This is a genomic window from Enterococcus mundtii, assembly GCF_003957375.1.
GTDB lineage: Bacteria > Bacillota > Bacilli > Lactobacillales > Enterococcaceae > Enterococcus_B > Enterococcus_B spodopteracolus.
Genome location: NZ_CP025473.1, coordinates 1,769,860 through 1,792,377, shown reverse-complemented (window position 1 = coordinate 1,792,377; position 22,518 = coordinate 1,769,860). Strand labels below are relative to the sequence as shown.

Here is a 22,518-nt window from a genome sequence, read left to right as displayed (position 1 = left end):
ACTATTAGTAAATAGACCTTTATAACTGACAACTAGTCTTTCTAAGTGATATAATTTATATAAATAGTAGATTAAAAATAATCGTATGTATATTTTAAAGTAGGCTTTTATTAACGAAGGAGGCAGTTGATGAGGATCATAATTGTTGGAGGAAACCACGCGGGGATTGCCGCAGCACTTCGTATTCGTGAGGAATATCCAGACGATGAAGTAATCGTATTTGAAAAAAAAGATGAAATAACATTTGTATCCCAAACAATTCCATTGTTTTTGATGGGACATCAAGATATCCACTCCCAAGCAAATTATGCAACACCGCATGAAATTATTGCTCAAGGAGTGGATTTGCGCATTCAAAAAGAAGTAACCAACATCGATGCGAAAAAGATGACGTTGAATTTTAGAAATGTTTTAAGTCAACATGAGCACGAAATATCTTATGATCGATTGATCATGGCTGTGGGTTCGTATCCCAATCTTCCTCCAACTGGCGGAAAACTGAATGAGACACTTTTTCTTCTGAAAGAGCGTAAAGATGCTGAAGCAATTGAAAAATTTATATCAGAAGCCCATCATGCGGTAGTGATTGGCGCTGGACTGGTCGGTGTAGAGATTGCTCGTATCTTAGCCCAACGAAAAATGAAAGTCACTTTGATCCAGTCAAATGCAAGAATTCTTGACAAAAATTTGGATGAGAATGCCGCAATCGAAGTAGAGAAACAACTAGAAGAAGAAGGTATCCAACTATTACTAGGTACTAAAGTGACAAGCTACCATACAATTGATAAAAAAATCTGGAGTCGTCCTAAAATCGAAGTTGAAACTTCTTCTGATTTAACTATCCGTGCAGATGGCGTCTTTGTTTCTGTTGGCTTCCGACCAAATTCGTTCTTATTAGCTGGACAAGTCGAAACCGGTGACCGTGGAGCCATCGTCGTTGATAAGTACATGTATACAACAGATGATTCGATATTAGCGGTAGGGGATTGCTCTACGACTTATATGGACTTGACTAAAGAAAATATTTATAATCCTCATGCTTCCGATGCGTTTCGTCAAGGGCTGATCGCTGCTGTCAATATCCACGAGAAAAAGCAAGAAGTAGCAATGACCACTGGAACTTATAAATTCAATATGGATGGATTTACCATTGCGAATACAGGAATCACACTCAATCAAGCAAAAAAATTCGGATATGATGCAGAAGAGGTACATTATCAGAATCGTTATCTAGAGCGTGGTGGTCAGTTTGTACATGAATCAATCGTTAAATATTCACCAATTGATAAAGATAAAAAAAATCATTATTCAAGTATTTATCTTGTATATGAAAAGCAAACTAAAAAAATCTTAGGATTGCAGGTTTTAGGAACAGTTGATATTTCTCAATATGTCAATATCATCAGTTTAGCCATCCAAAAAAATGTGACTGTGCCAGAAATTGAATTTACAGATTTCTTTTTTGAACATGGCTACAAGAATCCTCTAGGTTTCACAAAAATATTAGCCTCTTTAGTTAGGGAAAAAGAAAGAGAGAGTGGTCATGATGGCAAAGAAGAAAGATCAATTGAAATTAAATAAACCAGATAAAGAGATGTCAAAAAAACAAAAGCGAATGATTGAAGCTGGCGCACTGTTGACAGTAGGTACTGGTGCATTTATCGGTGGCGTCACGATTCCAAATCTTTCTGCCTCTGCAGACAGTTCCTCTTTGTCCGAAAAGCGACTTGTTGAAGATGAGACCATCCAAGATATTGAACATACTTCTGTGGATGAATTGAATCAATCCTTACAAAAAGGTCAAAGTAGCAGTGTGAAGACAAATACTGGCTTTGTAGCTAAGCTAATGGATCAACTACCAAGTAAAGAAAAACTTTCTTCTATGTATGAAGGAGAAGGGATTAAAGTCAGTGATAGTCATACAGCATATGATATCCAACAAATTCTAGGAATCAAAGATGCGGACGTTTATTACCAAACTTCTACTTTATCTACAAGTGATGCGCAAGTAATGAAAATATCAAGCTATCGGCAATTGATCCAAGCAAATCCTAATGTGAAGGTAACTTCACAAGATAATTATAAAACGGTCTCTCCTCATTTATATGAATCCAAAGAAAAGGCTTATGAAGATTCTGCAAACTGGAAAGATTCAAAAGTAGTTGCAAGTACGAGAGAAAAATCCTTAAGTTTCTCATCTAAATCAAAACCTGAAAGCACCAACTTTACCGCGGATGATGGTGCAGTATTAGGAAATATGAAAATCGATACAGGCTTTTCTTTGAACGTGAAAGCAGAAAATGGTCAAGGAAAATTAACGGATGAGAACAAAAGTGACTTTGAAGATGCAATGGAGAAGAATTTTTCCATCGCTTATGAAGGTAGTACCTATTATGCAGTTTATCATGATGAGTCTATTTCTACCGACCATGGTAAAAATCAAGCAGATGGTTACTTCACGTTTTCTTCGTCGACACATGGATTGCCTTTAGAGATCAGTGGTCATTACTTGGTCTCACCTGTCCAGTTCGGTAGTACAGTCGACAGCCTGAAAACGTCTTTATCCTTGCACGGTGTACGGAGTTTTGAGAACACCGATTCTTGGTTAAATACAGATGAATCCAATATCAATGTAAAAGTAAATTTCGTTGATCAATTAGCGGATGAAAATACAACTTACTATGAAATCCAAGCAAAAGATCAAGTGATCGAGTCATTGAAATATGAATATGTGACCGTTAGTTTAGATGAGCAAAAAGCCACTGATCCAACTACAGTATACGCAGATGAGATGTCGATGCCAACGTATAGTGGTTCTCAATCAGGTATTAGTCCTGGGGGAGCAGTTGATGGTAATCTTGCCGAAGACGCAGCTGGGTTAGCAGGATGGAATCAGATAGCAACGTTTTCTGGTGGCGGGTATGGCGGACACACGATTACAGCGAATTCGGCAGTAACTGTGAAAACAGGATATCTTTCTCAGACAAACTTTTCTTCAGTTATAAGTACGGTCAATATAACAGTAGACGGTGTGTCTTATAATCAGTTTGTTGCTCAACCAATCATGGTCAATGGGGTTCAGCATGCTGGCTATTTAACCGGAGCAAATGGAAGTGGCAGTGATTTTACGATCGTTGTGAAAGATACGAACTTTAATATCTACCAAATTGGTGGAGAGTTTGCTTATATTTCTTCATCAATGAAGGATATAGCTTCACCAGATGCAACAATACCGGATGCAACTAATCCACAAGTTACCCCAGGAACAATTACACCAGAAGTCGATCCAGGCGCCGGTGGAGGAGAAACTAGTGATCCTGGAACAGGTACGCCAGAGGTAGACCCAGGCACAGGCGGTGACACTAATCCAGAAACAGGCACACCAGAAGTCGATCCAGGCACAGGCGGTGAAACTGATCCAGAAACAGGCACGCCAGAAGTCGACCCAGGTACAGGCGGCGGAGAGACAGATCCGGGAACAGGCACACCAGAAGTCGACCCAGGTACAGGCGGCGGAGAGACAGATCCGGGAACAGGCACACCAGAAGTCAATCCAGGTACAGTCGGTGAAACTGATCCAGGAACAGGAACGCCAGAGATAGACCCGGGTACAGGCGGAGAGACTGGTCCTGATACAGGAACGCCAGAGATAGACCCAGGTACAGGCGGAGAGACAGATCCGGGAACAGGCACACCAGAAGTCGACCCAGGTACAGTCGGCGGAGAGACAGATCCGGGAACAGGCACACCAGAAGTCGAATCAGGCACAGGCGGTGATACTGATCCAGAAACAGGCACACCAGAAGTCGACCCAGGTACAGTCGGCGGAGAGACAGATCCGGGAACAGGCACACCAAAAGTCGAACCAGGTACAGTCGGCGGAGAGACAGATCCGGGAACAGGCACGCCAGAAGTCGAACCAGGTACAGTCGGCGAAACTGATCCAAGTACAACAACCCCGGAAGTCAATCCAGGTACAGTCGGTGAAACTGATCCAGGAACAGGAACGCCAGAGATAGACCCAGGTACAGGCGGAGAGACTGGTCCTGATACAGGAACGCCAGAGATAGACCCAGGTACAGGCGGAGAGACTAATCCTGATACAGGTACCCCGGAAGTCGAACCAGGCACAAGCGGCGAAACTGATCCTGATACAGGAATGCCAGAGATAGATCCAGGCAAAGTCGGCGAAACTGATCCAGGTACAACAATCCCGGAAGTAGACCCAGTTACAGTCGGCGAGACAGATCTAGGTACCGGCACACCAGAAGTCGACCTAGGCACGACAACACCAGAGGTAAATCCAAGCACCGGTGGTGGTGGAGGAACTGATTTAAGTAGTACCACACCAACTGAGACAACCTATACAGATAATCAAATTGCAAGAACCCAAGTATTAAGTGATACCAGCTCTAACGATGGATTATCTAGTAATAACCAAACGACTAACACACAAGGGACAAGTGACTCTGAAGATGTTTCAGGTAAGCAATTACCTAAGACTGGTTCAACTTCAGGGATGTTTGGAAAAATTGTTGGTGGGATACTTGTTGCTTTTGCGGGATTCTTTGGACTATTCAAACGTAAACGTCGTGAATTACAAAAGGATGAAGATCGTGTCGAACGTGTTATCAAAGAGGAAGATGAAGAACAAGAAAATAAAGAGGAAAATAAGGATAAAAAGTAGAAAATAAGATAATATAGAGTACTTTTACCTCGATAAGCAAGAAATCGGAACATAAGTACTTAGCCTTGAAAAAAAGGCACCATCCACAAATTTGTTTTAGTAGATGGTGCCTTATTTCCGATGATGTCACTTCTGTTTCCGCTGTTTATTCAGTTTTAGGTGGGTGATAGGACTGATGTCCAGACACTTTATTTTGAAGTGGTCATTTTGACTCCACTCATTCTAACTAGAGAATGGATAAAATAAAACGATACAAAACAACCCATGAACCCCCGAAAATAGTTTCCTATTTTTGGATTTCATGGGTTGTTTTCGAATAGCTATTAGTTACAATGCTTATTCTGCTAGATTTTTATTAGGTTGTTCATCTAGAATAGGCGAACTCTCATTCACTAAATCAATCGCCTTAATAGTTAAAAATTGAGTTTGAAATTGTAATAGTTTTTTCATAAAAAATGAAATGAGATAAATAGAGATGGTCGAGATAACCGCTTGTCTTATCCCAAGAATCACAAGGTTTAGAACTATGATCACGGTATTTGTCAGTAAAACGCCTAGAGCATGTTCGATCCCAAAATATTTTTTGAAAATCAATGGTGGAACTGTAACCCCGCCGTTTGACGCGCCGATTTGATAAAGAATGAATATTCCAAGACTAAATAGAAAACTGCCAGCGACTAAAGCGATTGGGAAATGTTGGGTGATTACCAAAGCCGGTGTGTATGCTAAAATAATCGGAAATATCAAACTACCTATCAGAGTTTTAAAAAAAACTGCTCTTTCCAGAAAGATAAAAGCTAAACAAAGCATCGCAAGATTGATTGCCCAAACAATCAATGTCCGGTCGATCAACAAGACCATTTCTAGAAGAAAACCAATTGATCCTACGCCCGCTGAAGCAATTTGATGTGGAAGCAAAAACATATTTAGTCCCACAGTAATACTAATGATTCCAACAATAATCACAGGTAATTTTTTTATTTCTGCTTTCACACGCGTATTCCTTTCGTTTTTCACTATTTCTATAATTATAGCAAGTAGTCCAGTTAAGAAAGTAACAACTTTTTCAGACTAAACTGAAAAAAATATTACGCGGGTTTGTTGCTTATTTGTTGACTAGATAATTATTTTCTTGTAAAGAATGTGCACGATTTTGTTTCATTTTTCGATACTCTTTAGGTGAGATTTTTTCTTTTCGCTTAAAAATAGAACTAAAATAATTTGGATCATTGTATCCCACTTCTGAGGCTATGACAGATAGTTTTGAATTGGTTTCCCGCAAAAGTCGCCTAGCCATGCTCAAGCGTTGTTCAGTAAGATAGTCAATAAATGTTTGTCCTATCCCTTGAGAAAAAATCGTACTGAAATGTGAGCTACTCAAATGGACATGGTCAGCCACTTCTTTAAGAGAAAGCTCTGGTTCAAAATAGTGGTTTTCAATATACGTGACGGATTGTTCGAGTACTTCTTTATATTGATTCATGTGATTCTCAAGTACCATTTCTTTTAAAAAGTTAATCATTTGTTCAACGTATTGGACGAAGAGAGGCGTGTCTGACAGAATGTTCGGAATTTCTTCTGTAGAGGTAAAAGAAACGACTTGATTGGTTTGGTTTTGACGTATCGTTACTAATCCATTCAACTCATTAATGATCAGATGCCTAACGAAAAGTGGATCGGCATGTTGATTGGTCTGTTTAACTAACTTCTCAACAAATGAAGAAATTTCGCTTTTTCTGAGTAAACGAATGGCTTCTTTTAGATCAAAAGATTGTCCGTAATTGCCAAGCTTTTTTTCATAATCTAAATAAGAAAGAATTTTTATTTTAGGATCGATCTTCAAATAACTGAGCAAATGAACAGCAGTCTGATAACTATGTGGAATTTCGCTGATTCGTTTCACAGGGTATCCGATTCCAATAACCAAATCATCTGTCGTATGCCCTAATGTTTTGTGAGAAAGCAATGCAACCTGATTTGCTTTTTTTTGTAATAGCTCTTCATTTGGATCAAAAATCAATAGTTTGATGAATCGTGAAGAAAGGGAAGAAAAAAGTATTTGTTTATCGTTATTGAATAGCTCAGCCATCTTTTCATGAAAAATATCATAATCTGAAAAAAATTTATTTGTATGATTTGCGATCAAAAGAACCATATATTTATTTCCGGCGATTTCACGTTCAAGTTTTCGACCTTCTTCAATTGCTTCTGACAGTAGTAACTGATTATTGAACAGGGCATTCAAGTAGAAGTTTTTTTGTACTTCTAAGGAATAGCCGTTTGTTTCTTTAGACTGTTTCGATAAGGAGGCAGCTTCTAGTTTTTGAATGATTTGTTCTAGGCTTTTTTGTAGTTCATTAGGTTTGATCGGTTTTAACAGATACTCTGCTACTTGAAGTTGAATCGCAGCTTTTGCATACGTAAATTCATCATATCCACTAATAAAAATGATTTGGATATCAGGCAAGAGTTTTTTTACTTCATTGGCTAGTTCAATCCCATTCATAAAAGGCATACGAATATCTGTCAATAAGATATCTGGTTTCTGCTCGGCAATCATTGATAAAGCAAGTTCACCATCGCTGGCATCTTCAATAGAGCCCAATGGTAAAAAGGTTGAAAACTCAGTGATGATTCTCTTCAATGATTCGCGAATCAAATGTTCATCTTCTGCAATAAAAATTTTATACATTTGCTTCATTCCTATCTATATTTTTTGTAGGGACAACGACATGGATGACCGTTCCATGATCGATCCGACTAGTAATCTTAATACTTGCATCGGTTCCATAGTACAAAAGCAAGCGTTTGTTGACATTAAAGAGTCCATATCCTTTATGGAAATTAGTATCTAAACCATCTGCGAGTTCTTGGTTGATCTCCTCTAACTTGGTTTCAGTAATCCCTTTTCCGTTATCAATGATCCAAAAATGGATAAATTCTTCTTGGTCTATATACGCTTTTACATTGATTCTTCCTGGCCGACGTACCAATTTAGTTCCATGATAGACCGCATTTTCAATCAATGGTTGAAGAATCATTTTCAATATTGGATGAGTATTGACTTTTGGATCAATGGTTAATTGATAAGATAATTGGTCTCCATAGCGGATTTGCAAAATCTTCAGGTAATTGTCGCAATGTCGAATTTCCTGTTCGACTGGTATCCAATCTTTTCCCTGGCTTAATGAAATGCGGAAAAAGTCAGATAAGGCATATGTCATTTCTTTGACTTTTTCAATTTCACCCATTTCTGCCAAGACCAAAATGGCATCTAAACTATTATAAATAAAATGGGGAATGATCTGAGCTTGTAATGTCCTGACTTCACTTTGCGCAAGATTATATTGCTTCAACGCATTTTCCTCTAACAAAATCACTAAGTTATCAGCCATATCATTCATGCTATTACTTAATTTTTTTAACTCATTATTTTGTGGAGTTTTGATCCGATGATTTAAATGTCCTTCTGCTAATGCATCAGCCATTTTGATCATTTCATCCATAGGCTGTTGAATTTGGTACATCATTTTTGTGTTGAACTTTCTTGTCAATAGGAAAATCAGCACGATGATAACAGCCTCGATGGTGGAGAGAATCACTAAGGAACTGCGAACTTCTTCACTTTTTACGGAAGCTGCATCGATTTCGATTTTGACAAAATCTTGTAAGATGTCATGAGCAAGTTTGACCGCAGATTCAACATGTAACATCAATGCTTGATTCTCTGCGAATGTTTCTTTTTGATAAATATTTGCAATGATTTTGTCTAAATAGTCAGAAACATTATCAAGAGAGCGCAAAACGATATTGAGTGTTGCTAATTCTTGTGAGTTTTGAGTACTGACTTTGATCGCACTGATTTCTTCTTTGATACGATTGATCTGGTTGCTCTGTTGGAATTCTTCGGGTGTGATCTGTCCGTAAGTTAATCCAAGAGCTTCTTCGATGATTGTTTCTTCTACGTTACTTGCGATTTGATTAGCAATCGAGATATTATGGATACTTTTTTCATAGGAAAAAAGATAATGTGTATAAAGTGCAATGCTAATGATCAAAGGCGTGATTGCTAAAGATAACATGAGCCAGCTTGTATGTCGAAGTAGTACTTTAATGCTTTCGTTCTTTTTCATTTTACCTCCTAATATCCCCGCGGTGGGATCGTTGAAAAATCATTTTGGTCTGAGAACACCGTATCAGAAACGTAGATATCTTGTGGAATCGCTTTCTTTTCGAAGTAGCGTTTGACTGTATTGGCTACTAGTTCACCCATAAAAGGATTGCATTCCACCACACAGTTGACATTTCCTTTTTTTAATTGATCGATTATCTCTTTTTGTGCATCAATGCTGACAATCACAAAATTCTTTTCGAGTTTTTTTTCCTTGATCGCATCTAAGGCACCTAGTGTCATTTCATCATTGTGAGAATAAATGACATCGATTCCCTCAAGTTTTCCCTCATCAATGGCTTTTGAAAATTGTTCTTTGGCTTTTAAGCGAATATAGTCTCCGGTGATCGCTTGCCTGACATGGATTCTTGGGTCGCGAGCGATGGTTTCTAAAAAGCCGTCTGATCGCAAGCGAGTGGGAGATGTGTTTTCTGAACCACGTATCTCAAATACTTGGATCGATTCTTGTGTTTTTTGCTGGTAATGATTGGTGACGTAGAGGCCAGCTCGACTACCTTGTGCTTTGAAACTTGAACCAATATGGGTCAAATAGAGATCTTGTTTTTGCGTTGTGATGTTGCGATCAACGATGATGACTGGGATATTCGCTTCTGTGGCTTCTTCCAAAACAGAATCCCAGCCAGTTTCTTCGATAGGAGATAACACGATCATATCGACTTGATAGGCAATAAATGTCATCACATCTTGTATCTGTTGTTTTGGATCAGAGTAACTATTTCGGTGAAGGACTTGGAAATTTTGTTTTTCTAGTGCTTCTTTGATGGACTGATTTTGAACTTTGCGCCAATTACTTTCGGTGCCCGCTTGAGAAAAACCAATGGTCAACTCTTTTTTTGTAGGCTCAGTAGAGTTGAAAGCACACCCAGTCAACAGCAGGCAAAAAGCTGCCAGAATAAAAAAACTTTTGTTCTTCATAATGAATCTCCCCTTTTATCTATATCATATAGCGTTTTCAAATTTCATATTAGCATGTTTGTCAATTTCGTAAGAAAATCAAGAATCGTCAAAAAAAAATGAAGAAAAATCAAAAGTTTACATAAGTTTACGAGGGAATTTATAGAAACACAGAAAAATAATCAATGAAAGCGTTTTATATTTAAACTATGATGAATTCATCAAATAAGTATTTGGAGGGACACACATGAAACGAGTTGGGAAAAATTGGTTGGTAGCAATTGTTTTTTTATTAGTGTCAGTAACAGTATTTGCTGGTTGTAGCGATGGCAGTGCAGCCGGAGATGAAAAAGGGTTCGTCGGTATTTCGATGCCAACAAAATCTGCAGAGCGGTGGATCGCAGATGGCGACAACATGGTCAAGCAACTAGAAGAAAAAGGATACAAGACAGATTTGCAATATGGAGAAGACAAAGTAGAAAACCAAGTGGCACAAATCGAAAATATGATCACAAAGGGAGTTGATACGTTGGTTATTGCATCGATTGACGGTTCAGCATTGACAGATGTCTTAGAAAAAGCACATCAGGCGGATATCAAAGTCATTGCGTATGACCGTTTATTGATGAACTCTGAATATGTCGATTATTATGCAACATTTGATAATTTTGGTGTAGGTGTTTTACAAGCTTCTTATATCGAAGATAAATTAGGCTTAAAAGATGGTGCTGGACCATTTACGATCGAATTATTTGGCGGTTCACCTGACGATAACAACGCATTGATCAATTACAATGGTGTGATGTCGATTCTTCAACCTTATATCGACAGCAAACAATTGAACGTCTCATCAGGTCAAACGAAATTCAATCAAATCGCGACGCTTCGTTGGGATGGCTCAACCGCACAAGCACGTATGGATAACTTATTAAGTGCTAACTATACAGATGAACAACTAGATGCGGTTCTTTCTCCTTACGATCCAATTAGTTTAGGGATCATTTCTTCCTTAAAAGGAGTAGGGTATGGCTCAGCTGACAAACCACTTCCAGTTATCACAGGACAGGATGCAACGATTGCTGGAGTGAAATCTATCATTGCAGGAGAGCAAACACAAACGATCTTTAAAGATACACGGGTGCTAGCTGATAATACGGTAGAGATGATCGAAGCAATCAACAATGATAAAGAAGTGCCGGTCAATGACGAGGAAACCTACGATAATGGCGTGAAAGTTATTCCAACTTATCTAGCTAACCCTGTATCTGTAGATAAAGAAAACTACAAACAAGAGCTGATCGATACTGAGTATTACAGTGAAAGTGATTTAGGCCAATAAGAGGGCATTAAATAAAAGGGCTTTGGAACATTTGTCCTCTTGTACTCCTTAGAACCGAATAAACGGTGTTTAGAAGCTGACCTTCAACATTAAGCAAAAAATCGGAGAAATATAACCAACTATTTTTCAATTTTCTCTCTTATTGCTAAGGTCAAAATGCTTGTGGCATAACCTCAATAAACAGTGTTTCAGTAGTAGCTCCTTCAAAAATAAGCGTGAGATCTCAAAATTTGAAGAATAAATTTTAGTTTTTTCGCTTATTTTTCGAAGTTGAGCGCTACTATCACACTCTCGATTAGGAAGTGAAAAAATGGCAGATTATATTTTAGAAATGAAAGAAATCATCAAAGAATTCTCTGGTGTTCGTGCGTTGAACAATGTCAATCTCCGTATCAAACGTGGAGAGATCCATGCCCTTTGTGGCGAGAATGGTGCAGGAAAATCCACATTGATGAATGTGTTGAGCGGCTTGTATCCTTATGGCAGCTATTCAGGCGAAATCATGTATGACGGTGAGGTATGTCAATTTAAAAATCTTAGAGATAGTGAAGCGAAAGGGATCGTGATCATCCACCAGGAATTAGCTTTGAGTCCTTATCTATCGATCAAAGAAAACATTTTTTTAGGGAACGAACAAACAAAGCATGGCATGATCGACTGGAACTTGACTGAACGAAAAACAGAAAATCTACTAAAAACAGTGGGCTTGAAAATCGATCCGAATACCTTAGTTTCGCAAATCGGTGTCGGGCATCAACAGTTGGTGGAAATTGCGAAGGCTTTTTCTAAAAATGTTCGATTACTCATATTAGATGAACCGACAGCAGCACTGAATGAAGAAGAAAGCGCCAATCTGTTAGCCTTGATCAAGGAGTTTCGCAATCAAGGAATCACTTCGATCATCATTTCGCATAAATTGAATGAAATCGTTGCGGTGGCGGACAGGATCACAATCTTACGAGATGGCCAAACGATCGAAACGTTAGAAAATACAGCAATCAGTGAAGAACGGATCATTAAGGGGATGGTTGGTCGTGATTTAACGAATCGTTACCCTGATCGTCATCCTGATATCGGCGAGGTTTATTTTGAAGTCAAGGATTGGACGGTCCACCATCCATTGACAACCGACCGAATCATCAATGATCATATCGATTTTTCGATTCGACGAGGAGAAATTGTTGGTATCGCCGGATTGATGGGAGCAGGACGAACTGAATTTGCCATGAGTATTTTTGGTCGATCATATGGAAGCAATATCAGCGGCAAGGTTTTTAAAGACGGAAAAGAATTAGTGATCAAAGATGTTTCTCAAGCAATTGATCATGGGTTGGCGTATGTGTCCGAAGATCGTAAATCTGTTGGCTTGAATCTTTTGATGGACATCAGAGAAAATACGACGATTGCTAGTCTCGAAAAAATTAGTCGAAGTGGCATTTTAGATCAAGAAAAAGAAGTGATCGAAGCAGAAAACTTTCGGAAAAAAATGAGGACCAAGGCCACCAATGTGTTCCAAAACGTGGGTAGTTTAAGTGGTGGGAATCAACAAAAAGTCGTTTTAGCTAAATGGTTGATGACAGAACCGGAAATTTTATTTCTGGACGAACCGACTCGTGGTATAGATGTCGGGGCGAAGTATGAAATCTACACAATTATTGAAGAAATGGCTGCCTTAGGAAAATGTGTCTGTATCATTTCTTCTGAACTACCTGAGATCATCGGTATGTGTGATCGGATCTATACCATGAATGAAGGGAAAATGACGGGAGAAGTGCTTAGAGAAGAGGCAAATCAGGAGTTATTGATGAACCTGATGACAAAAGAAGAGGAGGCAGTGGGCTGATGGAAAATGTCACAAAAAAAAGTCAGGAAAAAAAAGCTTGGAATGTGAAAGAAAAGATCTTAGATATCTTTAGTAAATATAGTATGGTCATTATTTTGGTCGCTTTGTTGATCGCTTTTCAACTAATGACCGGCGGGATCTTTTTAAGACCGCTGAATATAACGAATATCGTGCTGCAAAACAGCCATATTTTGATTTTGGCTGCGGGAATGTTGTTGGTCGTGCTTTTAGGCTACGTGGATCTATCGGTAGGTTCAGTCATGGCATTTGTAGGAGCGATGGCGGGTATGTTAATGGTCAATAACAACATCAGCCCATGGCTCGCAGTCCCTTTATGTTTATTAGTCGGTGGGGTGATCGGCGCATGGCAAGGCTTTTGGGTCGCTTATGTAGGGATTCCTGCGTTTATCGTGACACTTGCCGGTCTATTGATGTTTCGTGGCTTGACACAGGTTGTATTAGGAGGGCAATCTTTAGCTCCTTTCCCTGGAGGTTTCCAAAAAATCTCGACGGGGTATTTACCAGATATCTTTGGTGTTCCTGGAATGCACTTATTGACGTTGATTTTAGGTGTCGTGTTAGCTGTTAGTTTAGTATTTGCTCAATGGCGTGCGAGAGCGCGAAGAAAAGAAAATTTATTTGAAGTACCATCATTGAACGCATTCTTGATCAAAGCGGCATTGACGATTGTTCTTGTCTTAGGATTAAGTTATATCTTTGCTTCATACCAAGGATTTCCAGTAATATTGATTATTTTAGGTGTAATTGTTGGGATATATGGATTTTTGACCAATCGGACAGTTGCGGGACGACAAATTTATGCCACAGGTGGTAATTTGAAAGCTGCTCAATTATCTGGGATCAAGACGAAGAAAATAACTTTTTGGGTATTTGTGAATATGGGCGTCATGGCTGCTTTAGCAGGACTGATCTTAGCTGCACGTTTAAACGCTGCTACTCCTCAGGCAGGGACTTCGCTTGAATTAGATGCGATGGCATCTGTGTACTTTGGAGGAGCTTCGACTTCTGGAGGAATTGGAACGATCACTGGAGCAATCGTTGGTGGGTTAGTCATGGGCGTGCTGAACAATGGGATGTCGATCATGGGGGTCGGAGTAGACTGGCAACAAGCAATCAAAGGCTTGATTTTATTGCTAGCTGTCGTATTGGATATTTACAATAAAAAACGCAAAATTTCTTAAGGTGGCGAACAGATGGAAATGACAGAGGAAAAACGGATATTATTGATTTGTACCGCTGGGATCACTTCAGGTCTGCTAGTAAAAAATATCCAAAATGCAGCAAATGAAAAAGGTGTACCGCTACATGTATACTCTGCACCAGCAATCGTGGCAGAGCAGGCAATCCAAAACCAGCAGATTGACGGACTGATGATCGGTCCACAATCAGAATATGAATTGGAACGATTAAAAGATTTTCTGACGGTGAAAGCTGTTCCTTACAAAATGATTCGGAAAGAAGATTACGAAACATTTGATGGAGAATCTGTCTTAGCAGATATCTTACAATTTTTTTGAAATCACTTGAACTAAAAGCTGAAAACAGAGCAGTTATTCCTTACAAAGCGCTAACAAAAAGAAACTCACAGATATTTTTTCCTGTTAATAAGCCTTTCCAAAACAAGTTGTGCTACAATGATATCATATAATTGTTCGGACAACTTACGTCGGAGTGAAAGGATTGGCAAAGTAATTATGGATAAAACAAAATATCAAATGATCGCAGATGAGATAAAGGATAAGATCATTGACCAAATTTTCAAACCAAATGAACCGATACCGCCTGAACTCCAATTACAAAAAGACTATCAAGTCAGCCGTCATACGGTAAGACAAGCGATTGGATTGTTAGTCAATGAAGGGTATCTGCGTAAAGAGAAAGGCTCTGGAACATATGTCGATGACGCGTATAAGAAAACATCAGAAAGTAGAAAAAACCAAAAGACGATTGGCGTGATCACGACGTATTTATCGGATTATATATTCCCTTCGATCATCCGAGGAATTGAAAAAACGTTGAGTGAACAAGGATATTCACTCTTATTAGCGAGTACGAATAATGATCATCAACAAGAAAAAAACTGCTTGGAAAAAATGTTGCAGTTTGGTGTAGATGGCTTAATCGTAGAGCCAACAAAAAGCAATGAATATAATCCGAACCTTGCGCTCTATGTCCGATTGAGAGAACAAGGGATTCCGATGGTCATGATCAATGCTGTCTATGAAGAATTAGCGGTCGCCTCGATTTGTGTCGACGATGTAAAAGTTGGCTTTAAGGGGACGGAGTATTTGATCCAGCAAGGTCATCAGCGATTACTGTTCATCACGAAAATCGATGATTTACAAGGAAAATATCGGATGAAAGGCTTTATTCAAGCGTGCGAAGCCTACGGTATCCAATTTTCGCCGGAAGATATCCTCACCTACACGACTGATTCACGTGGGAAACTAGGTGAAAAAGTCCTCTTACAGCTAAAGGAAACGGCAAGTACCGGCATCATCTGTTACAACGATCAAGTTGCTAGCCAGTTGCTTGATGAAGTGATCGCGAAGGGTTATCAAGTACCGCAGCAATTGTCGATCATCGGAAATGATGATTCCTCGTTGAGTCAGATGGGTGCAGTGAAACTGACCACTTTAACTCATCCAAAAGAGCGGATGGGGAAAGATGCGGCAGAATGGATCATTCACACGATCCAAACAGGCAATCAAGGAGAAAATATCGTCTATGAACCTAGGTTGGTGATCAGAGCTTCAGTTGGTGCAGCAAAGAATGGCGAGTAGCTAAGGGGAAACTATAAGTGTACCAGATACGATAAAAATTTATTTGATGAACATTAGTCAATGTCTAGCAAGAGTATTTGCTCTTAAAAAGGTAAAGAGGAGGAATTTGCTCTCTTTGCCTTTTTTATATGGCAAATGTGAATTTAGCAGGAAAAATAAAAAAAGATTTATGTACGAACAGATAACTATATTTCCGTTGACATGTACGTACAAAAAGTTTTATACTATAACTATCATAAAGAGAAACAAAGGGGGCGTTTGACATCGAAGCGAAAGAAACTAGGTTGAAACAAATAGAAGCGATTCGCACAGGGCAAACAGCACTAGGCATTGAGCTAGGATCGACGAGAATCAAAGCAGTGCTGATCGATCAACACTATGAGCCAATTGCAGCTGGAAGTTACGATTGGGAAAACCAGTTAGAAAACGGTATTTGGACCTATTCACTTGATGAGGTTTGGAAGGGGTTACAATCGAGTTATCAGCAATTAATCGATGTGGTTTCTGAAAAGTATGACACGACACTGACTACGATAGGAGCTATCGGCTTTAGCGCAATGATGCATGGTTATTTGGCATTCGATCAGCACGATGAATTGCTTGTTCCTTTTCGCACGTGGCGCAATGCCATTACCGCAGAGGCAGAGGAAAAACTGAGCAATGCCTTTCATTATACGATCCCACAGCGTTGGAGCATTGCCCATCTATATCAAGCAATTTTAAATAAAGAAACACATCTACAAAATCTTAGTTACTTTACAACTTTAGCCGGCTACATCCATTGGCAGTTGACCGGACAAAAAGTATTAGGAGTTGGAGATGCCTCTGGAATGTTTCCGATTGATTGTCAAACGAAGGGATATGATGTACAAAAGATTGCTATTTTTGATCAATTGGCACAAACAGAAGGTTTTATGCAACCTTTAGAAACGCTCCTTCCAGAAATTCGTTTGGCTGGTGAGGTTGCAGGGACGTTGACTGAAAGAGGAGCAAGGCTCTTAGATCTGTCGGGAAATTTAACCGCAGGGATTCCTGTTTGCCCACCAGAAGGGGATGCCGGCACCGGTATGGTCGCAACGAACAGTGTGGGGATACGCACAGGGAATGTTTCAGCTGGGACATCGGCTTTTGCAATGATCGTATTGGACAAAGAGTTAGTAAATATCCATCCAGAAATTGACCAAGTAACAACACCTGACGGAAGCCCTGTGGCAATGGTGCATACAAACAATTGCTCATCAGAAATCAACGCATGGGTCAAGATTTTCAAAGAGTTCAGTGAGAGTCTTGGTGTGACGATCGATACACAGCAGATTTATGAAACCTTATTTTTGAAAGCGCTACAAGGAGATGGCGACTGTGGAGGATTACTCAGCTACGGGTACCACTCTGGAGAAAATATCACAAAAATGGAACAAGGCAGACCATTATTCGTGCGACAGCCGGATAGTAAGTTTGATTTAGCGAATTTTATGCGGATGCACCTTTCAAGTGCTTTTGGGGCGATGCGTCTAGGGATGGAGATACTTAAATCCGAACAAGTCACGATCGATCGTTTAGTCGCACATGGTGGGATCTTTAAAACGCCGAAAGTTGCTCAAACGATTCTAGCTTCAGCGATGGAAGCACCTGTTACAGTCATGGAAACAGCCGGAGAAGGAGGCGCTTGGGGGATTGCCTTATTAGCTGCTTATCTCCGAGCGGCAGAGGGTATGACTTTGGAAGAATTTTTAGCAAAAGAGGTATTTTCAACTAGTGAGGGTCTGACAATCGATCCCAAAGAGGCAGATTTAAAAGGTTACGAAAAATTTATTAAGCTGTATGAAAAAGGGTTGCCTATCGAAGTATCCGCGATCGTATCAATGGAAGAAGGAGTGAGAGAATGTTAGAAAGTCTGAAAGAATCTGTTTATCAAGCAAATTTAGCTTTACCAAAACAGGGACTGATCAAATACACATGGGGGAATGTCAGTGCATTTGATCGGGAAACGGGTTATTTTGTCATCAAGCCTAGCGGCGTAAGCTACGAGAAAATGAAAGCAGAAGATATGGTCGTTGTTGATTTGAATAATCAAGTCATCGAAGGTGAACTAAATCCATCTTCCGATACACCGACACATGCGGTTCTTTACAAACATTTCCCGGAAATTGGTGGGATTTGTCATACGCATTCGACATGGGCAACGATCTGGGCACAAGCGGGTATCGATCTACCTGCCATGGGTACGACTCATGCAGATACTTTTTATGGGAGCGTTCCTTGTGCAAGATTTTTATCACAAGAAGAAATCGATGCTGGTTATGAACACGAAACCGGCAATGTGATCATTGAGACATTCCAAAATAGAAATATTGATATCATGGCAATTCCAGGAGTGTTGTTACATGGCCATGGACCATTTACTTGGGGGAAAGATGCTTCCCAAGCGGTGATGAATGCCGTTGTACTGGATGAAGTGGCGAAAATGAACTTATTTACTCGCCAATTGAATAGTTTTTCCGAACCATTGCCCCAACGAATATTAGATAAACATTATTTACGCAAGCATGGCAAAGATGCGTATTATGGCCAAAAAAAATAAAAAATAGAGGAGTTACAATCATGTTAGCAATCAGTAAAAAAGAATTTTGGTTTGTCGTAGGTTCACAACATCTATATGGAGAAGAAGCGTTAGCGCAGGTCAAAAAGAATGCAGAGACGATCGTTACGGCACTAAATGATCACCAAACGTTGCCTTATCCGATTGTACTAAAAGAACTAGCAGTAACTGCTGATACGATCACCTCGATCATGAAGGAAGCGAATTACCAGGAGCAAGTAGCAGGTGTTATCACTTGGATGCATACTTTCTCACCAGCAAAAATGTGGATTCGTGGCACGCAATTGCTGCAAAAGCCCTTATTACATTTAGCTACTCAATTTAACGAGAGTATCCCATGGGAAACGATCGATATGGACTTTATGAACTTGAACCAAGCAGCCCACGGGGATCGGGAATATGGTTTTATTAATGCACGTCTCAATAAGAAAAATGAAATCGTTGTTGGTCATTGGCAATCAGAAGATGTACAACGCCGAATTTCAGACTGGATGCATGTGGCTGTAGCTTATAATGAAAGCTTCTCGATCAAGGTCGCTCGTTTTGGAGACAATATGCGTAATGTGGCTGTGACCGAAGGAGACAAAGTAGAAGCACAGATCCAGTTCGGCTGGGTGGTCGACTATTATGGGATTGGCGATTTAGTCAAAGTGATCGATGAAGTCACTGATGAAGAAGTAGCGTCATTATTTGAAGAATATACACAACTTTATGATTTTGATTATGCAGATTATGATCATGACACTTGGGAGGCACATGTCAAAGTACAAGCAAAACAAGAAATCGGAATCAGACGGTTCTTGGAAGCGGGCAATTATAATGCTTTCACAACAAACTTTGAAGATCTTTACGGTATGCAACAATTACCTGGCTTGGCAGTCCAACGATTAATGGCAGAAGGCTACGGATTTGCCGGTGAGGGGGATTGGAAAACAGCTGCTTTGGATCGGATTTTAAAAATCATGGCACAAAATAAAGACACAGGTTTCATGGAAGATTACACCTATGAACTGACACCAGGAAAAGAAGCAATTTTACAATCTCACATGATGGAAGTAGATCCGACATTGGCAGTCAATCGACCAAAAATCGTTGTTTCGCCATTATCGATGGGTGATCGAGAAGATCCGGCTCGTTTGGTGTTTGACGGGAAAGCAGGCGATGGTGTCGTGGTTTCCATGGCAGATTTTGGCACGCATTACAAATTGTTGATCAATGAAGTGGAAGCCTTCGAACCAACGGAAGAAGCCCCACATTTACCAGTGGCACGCGTACTTTGGAAAGTCAAACCGAATTTCCATGAGGGGGTAGGTGCTTGGATCCGCACGGGTGGCGGACACCATACCGTTGTGTCATTGCACCTTACGACTGAGCAGATCCAAACGTGGGCACGCTTGGTTGATTTAGAAGATATTGTCATCAAATAACTTAAATGATCCATTGAAAGACTTTGGGACTTTAGAAAAACTTACGTCTAACATTCTTTTTCAACGAAGTAGAGCGTTATGATGTCATTTCTTTGAGATTCAAGTTAAAGTTAAATAAATACCGTAATGTTATCAGCTGATTAAGGGATAGCACATACGAGCAGTCGAAAGAAGCGACGAAGATGAGTCTGGACACTCTGGTAAAGGCCAGACTCATTTTTTGTTCTTTTGTAGGACTAGCAATGATTAAAGGGGTGTTCGATATGACAAACATAGACAAACAAATAGAATTCGAACAATTAGATGCTTGGTGGCGGGCTGCAAATTATATTTCTGTTGCTCAAATGTATTTAAAAGATAATCCATTATTACGCCGTCCGTTAACTAAAGACGATGTAAAGACACATCCTATTGGACATTGGGGAACGATTGCTGGACAAAATTTTGTGTATGCACATTTAAATCGTGTCATCAATAAATACGATTTGGATATGTTTTACATAGAGGGCCCTGGTCATGGTGGACAAGTGATGGTATCTAATTCTTATATTGATGGCAGTTACAGTGAGATCTATCCTGAATTTACAGAAGATGAAGCAGGATTGGCACATTTATGTCGGGTATTTTCTTATCCTGGCGGAATTGCATCCCATGCCGCGCCGGAAACACCAGGATCGATCCATGAAGGTGGAGAACTTGGCTATTCACTTGCCCATGCGACAGGTGCGATCCTTGATCATCCGGATGTGATCGCGGCGACAGTTGTAGGCGATGGCGAAGCAGAAACAGGTCCATTAGCTGGCGGTTGGTTTTCAAATGTCTTTATCAATCCAGTCAATGACGGTGCGGTGTTACCAATTTTGAATTTGAATGGCGGAAAAATTTCGAATCCAACCATCCTTGCCCGCAAGAGTGATGAAGATCTTCGAAAGTATTTCGAAGGAATGGGCTGGAAACCTTATTTTGTTGAGGGAACAGACCCAGAGGTTGTTCATCACATCCTGGCTTTAACGCTAGACACAGTGATCGAAGAAATCAAAGAAATCCAAAATGAAGCAAGACAAGCACCTGCGGAATCAGCCACGATGCCAAGATGGCCCGTCATTATTTTTCGGACGCCAAAAGGCTGGACTGGACCAAAGACGTGGGAAAATGAACAAGTGGAAGGAACGTTCCGCGCCCATCAGGTGCCAATTCCAGTTGATTCAGAGCATATGGAACACGTCGATCATTTGATTGATTGGTTACAGTCTTATCGCCCGGAAGAGCTGTTTGATGAACAAGGAAGAATCAACCAAAAAATCAAGGAGCTCGCACCCAAAGGCAATCGTCGGATGTCGACAAATCCAATCACAAATGGCGGGATCGATCCCAAACCGTTAGTCATGCCTGATTGGAAAAACTATGCAGTGGATACTGCAACACCAGGAGCTGTCGTTGCACAAGATATGATGGTCTTTGGAGAACAAGCCAGAGATGTAATCACGAAGAACCCAACCAATTTTCGGATCTTTGGCCCGGATGAAACAAAATCCAATCGCTTGAATAAAGTCTTTGAAGTGACAGATCGACAATGGTTGGAACCTAAAGATGCTTCAGATGAGTGGCAGTCTTCTGTAGGAAGGGTCATTGATGGACAACTGTCGGAACATCAAGCAGAAGGATTTTTAGAAGGGTATGTTTTGACAGGACGGCACGGCTTCTTTGCTAGTTACGAATCTTTTTTACGTGTTGTTGACTCGATGTTGACGCAACACTTCAAGTGGATGCGTAAAGCTAGTGATCAGCCTTGGCGGAAAAACTATCCTTCATTGAACTTGATTGCCACATCGACTGTGTTTCAACAAGATCACAATGGGTATACCCACCAAGACCCTGGGGTGTTGACTCATCTAGCAGAGAAGAAAGCAGAGTTTATTCGCGAATACCTGCCTGCAGATGCGAATAGTTTGATGGCTGTGATGGATCGCGCGCTACAAGAAGAGCAAGTCATCAACTTGATTATTTCCAGCAAACATCCACGTCCGCAATTTTATTCTGCAACAGAAGCAGAAGAATTAGCCAATGAGGGGTTGAAAATCATCGATTGGGCTAGTACCGTTTCTGCGAATGAAGAGCCAGATTTAGTGATCGCAGCAGCAGGCACAGAACCAAATCTTGAAGCACTTGCGGCAGTCTCGCTATTGAATCAAGCATTTCCACAATTAAAAATCCGCTTTATCAACGTGGTAGATATCTTGAAGTTAAGATACCCATCTGTTGATCAGAGAGGGCTAAGTGATGAAGTGTTTGACACGTTCTTTACGAAAGACAAACCAATTCTGTTTGCTTTCCATGGGTATGAAGGCATGATCCGGGATATTTTCTTCTTACGACACAATCACCGATTGATGGTCCATGGTTATCGAGAAAATGGCGATATCACCACGCCGTTTGATATGCGCGTCTTTAGTGAATTGGATCGCTTCCACTTAGCGCAACATGCAGCGGTAACTGTGTACGGTGAAGAAGCGACAGCTTTTGCTGAAGAAATGACGCAACAATTGAAAGAACATCGAGAGTATATTCGTAAAGAAGGACATGATCTGCCAGTAGTGGAAAACTGGAGATGGGCGGAGTTAGCTCGGGTGAAGGAATAATAACTAAGAATGGCACTAGTGAAACGCGGCTCTATCCGCCTTCGCTGGTGTTTTTTTAGCAATCTTACATTTAGTTCCTTTCACAGAATTTTAG

The 22,518-nt window shown here is 40.2% G+C and carries 15 protein-coding genes; 11 read left to right on the top strand and 4 right to left on the bottom strand.

Going from position 1 to position 22,518, the window contains the following annotated elements; translation table 11 throughout:
* Positions 1–129 precede the first annotated feature (129 nt).
* Together CYK55_RS08720 and CYK55_RS08715 are read left to right on the top strand one after the other, a co-directional pair.
* Positions 130–1,581 carry an FAD-dependent oxidoreductase gene (locus CYK55_RS08720; protein WP_126134204.1) on the top strand — a complete coding sequence of 484 codons (1,452 nt, stop codon included), beginning with the start codon at positions 130–132 and terminating at the stop codon, positions 1,579–1,581.
* Complete coding sequence (locus tag CYK55_RS08715) at positions 1,547–4,687, top strand: LPXTG cell wall anchor domain-containing protein (protein WP_126134203.1); 3,141 nt, start codon at positions 1,547–1,549, stop codon at positions 4,685–4,687. Before CYK55_RS08720 ends, CYK55_RS08715 begins: the two co-directional genes overlap by 35 nt.
* A gap of 336 nt (positions 4,688–5,023) precedes the next feature.
* On the opposite strand, the gene CYK55_RS08710 is transcribed toward CYK55_RS08715, so the two are convergent.
* The 4 genes from CYK55_RS08710 to CYK55_RS08695 form a co-directional block, all read right to left on the bottom strand.
* Positions 5,024–5,680: a YitT family protein gene (locus CYK55_RS08710; RefSeq protein ID WP_034687814.1), complete on the bottom strand. Its 657-nt coding sequence runs from the start codon at positions 5,678–5,680 to the stop codon at positions 5,024–5,026.
* Positions 5,681–5,792: 112 nt separating this feature from the next.
* The gene (locus tag CYK55_RS08705) at positions 5,793–7,379 is read right to left on the bottom strand and encodes a response regulator (RefSeq protein ID WP_126134202.1); all 1,587 of its coding nucleotides are present in this window, start codon (positions 7,377–7,379) and stop codon (positions 5,793–5,795) included.
* Complete coding sequence (locus CYK55_RS08700; protein ID WP_126134201.1) at positions 7,372–8,820, bottom strand: sensor histidine kinase; 1,449 nt, start codon at positions 8,818–8,820, stop codon at positions 7,372–7,374. Before CYK55_RS08700 ends, CYK55_RS08705 begins: the two co-directional genes overlap by 8 nt.
* 8 nt (positions 8,821–8,828) lie before the next feature.
* Complete coding sequence (locus CYK55_RS08695) at positions 8,829–9,794, bottom strand: ABC transporter substrate-binding protein (protein WP_126134200.1); 966 nt, start codon at positions 9,792–9,794, stop codon at positions 8,829–8,831.
* Positions 9,795–10,020: 226 nt separating this feature from the next.
* Here CYK55_RS08695 and chvE point away from each other — a divergent pair, with 226 nt between their 5' ends.
* From chvE to CYK55_RS08650, 9 genes are all read left to right on the top strand, one after another.
* Entirely contained in the window at positions 10,021–11,112 is a 1,092-nt protein-coding gene (chvE, locus tag CYK55_RS08690; RefSeq protein ID WP_034687809.1) for a multiple monosaccharide ABC transporter substrate-binding protein, read from the top strand.
* Between the two features lie 310 nt (positions 11,113–11,422).
* Positions 11,423–12,955, top strand: a complete 1,533-nt coding sequence (gene mmsA, locus CYK55_RS08685; protein WP_034687808.1) for a multiple monosaccharide ABC transporter ATP-binding protein — start codon at positions 11,423–11,425, stop codon at positions 12,953–12,955.
* Positions 12,955–14,157: a multiple monosaccharide ABC transporter permease gene (mmsB, locus tag CYK55_RS08680; RefSeq protein ID WP_034687805.1), complete on the top strand. Its 1,203-nt coding sequence runs from the start codon at positions 12,955–12,957 to the stop codon at positions 14,155–14,157. Before mmsA ends, mmsB begins: the two co-directional genes overlap by 1 nt.
* 12 nt (positions 14,158–14,169) lie before the next feature.
* Positions 14,170–14,493 (top strand): PTS sugar transporter subunit IIB, encoded by a 324-nt coding sequence (locus CYK55_RS08675; RefSeq protein WP_126134199.1) that lies wholly within the window; start codon positions 14,170–14,172, stop codon positions 14,491–14,493.
* Between the two features lie 177 nt (positions 14,494–14,670).
* Positions 14,671–15,759 (top strand): GntR family transcriptional regulator, encoded by a 1,089-nt coding sequence (locus CYK55_RS08670; protein ID WP_034687801.1) that lies wholly within the window; start codon positions 14,671–14,673, stop codon positions 15,757–15,759.
* A 284-nt stretch (positions 15,760–16,043) separates the two neighbouring features.
* On the top strand, positions 16,044–17,648 hold the full coding sequence (locus CYK55_RS08665; RefSeq protein ID WP_034687800.1) for a xylulokinase: 1,605 nt from the start codon (positions 16,044–16,046) through the stop codon (positions 17,646–17,648).
* Entirely contained in the window at positions 17,642–18,340 is a 699-nt protein-coding gene (locus tag CYK55_RS08660; protein WP_034687798.1) for an L-ribulose-5-phosphate 4-epimerase, read from the top strand. Before CYK55_RS08665 ends, CYK55_RS08660 begins: the two co-directional genes overlap by 7 nt.
* A 20-nt stretch (positions 18,341–18,360) precedes the next feature.
* Positions 18,361–19,785, top strand: coding sequence for an L-arabinose isomerase (gene araA / locus CYK55_RS08655; protein WP_034687797.1), 1,425 nt, complete (start codon positions 18,361–18,363; stop codon positions 19,783–19,785).
* Between the two features lie 263 nt (positions 19,786–20,048).
* Positions 20,049–22,424 carry a phosphoketolase family protein gene (locus CYK55_RS08650; RefSeq protein WP_126134198.1) on the top strand — a complete coding sequence of 792 codons (2,376 nt, stop codon included), beginning with the start codon at positions 20,049–20,051 and terminating at the stop codon, positions 22,422–22,424.
* The last annotated feature ends 94 nt before the right edge of the window (positions 22,425–22,518 follow it).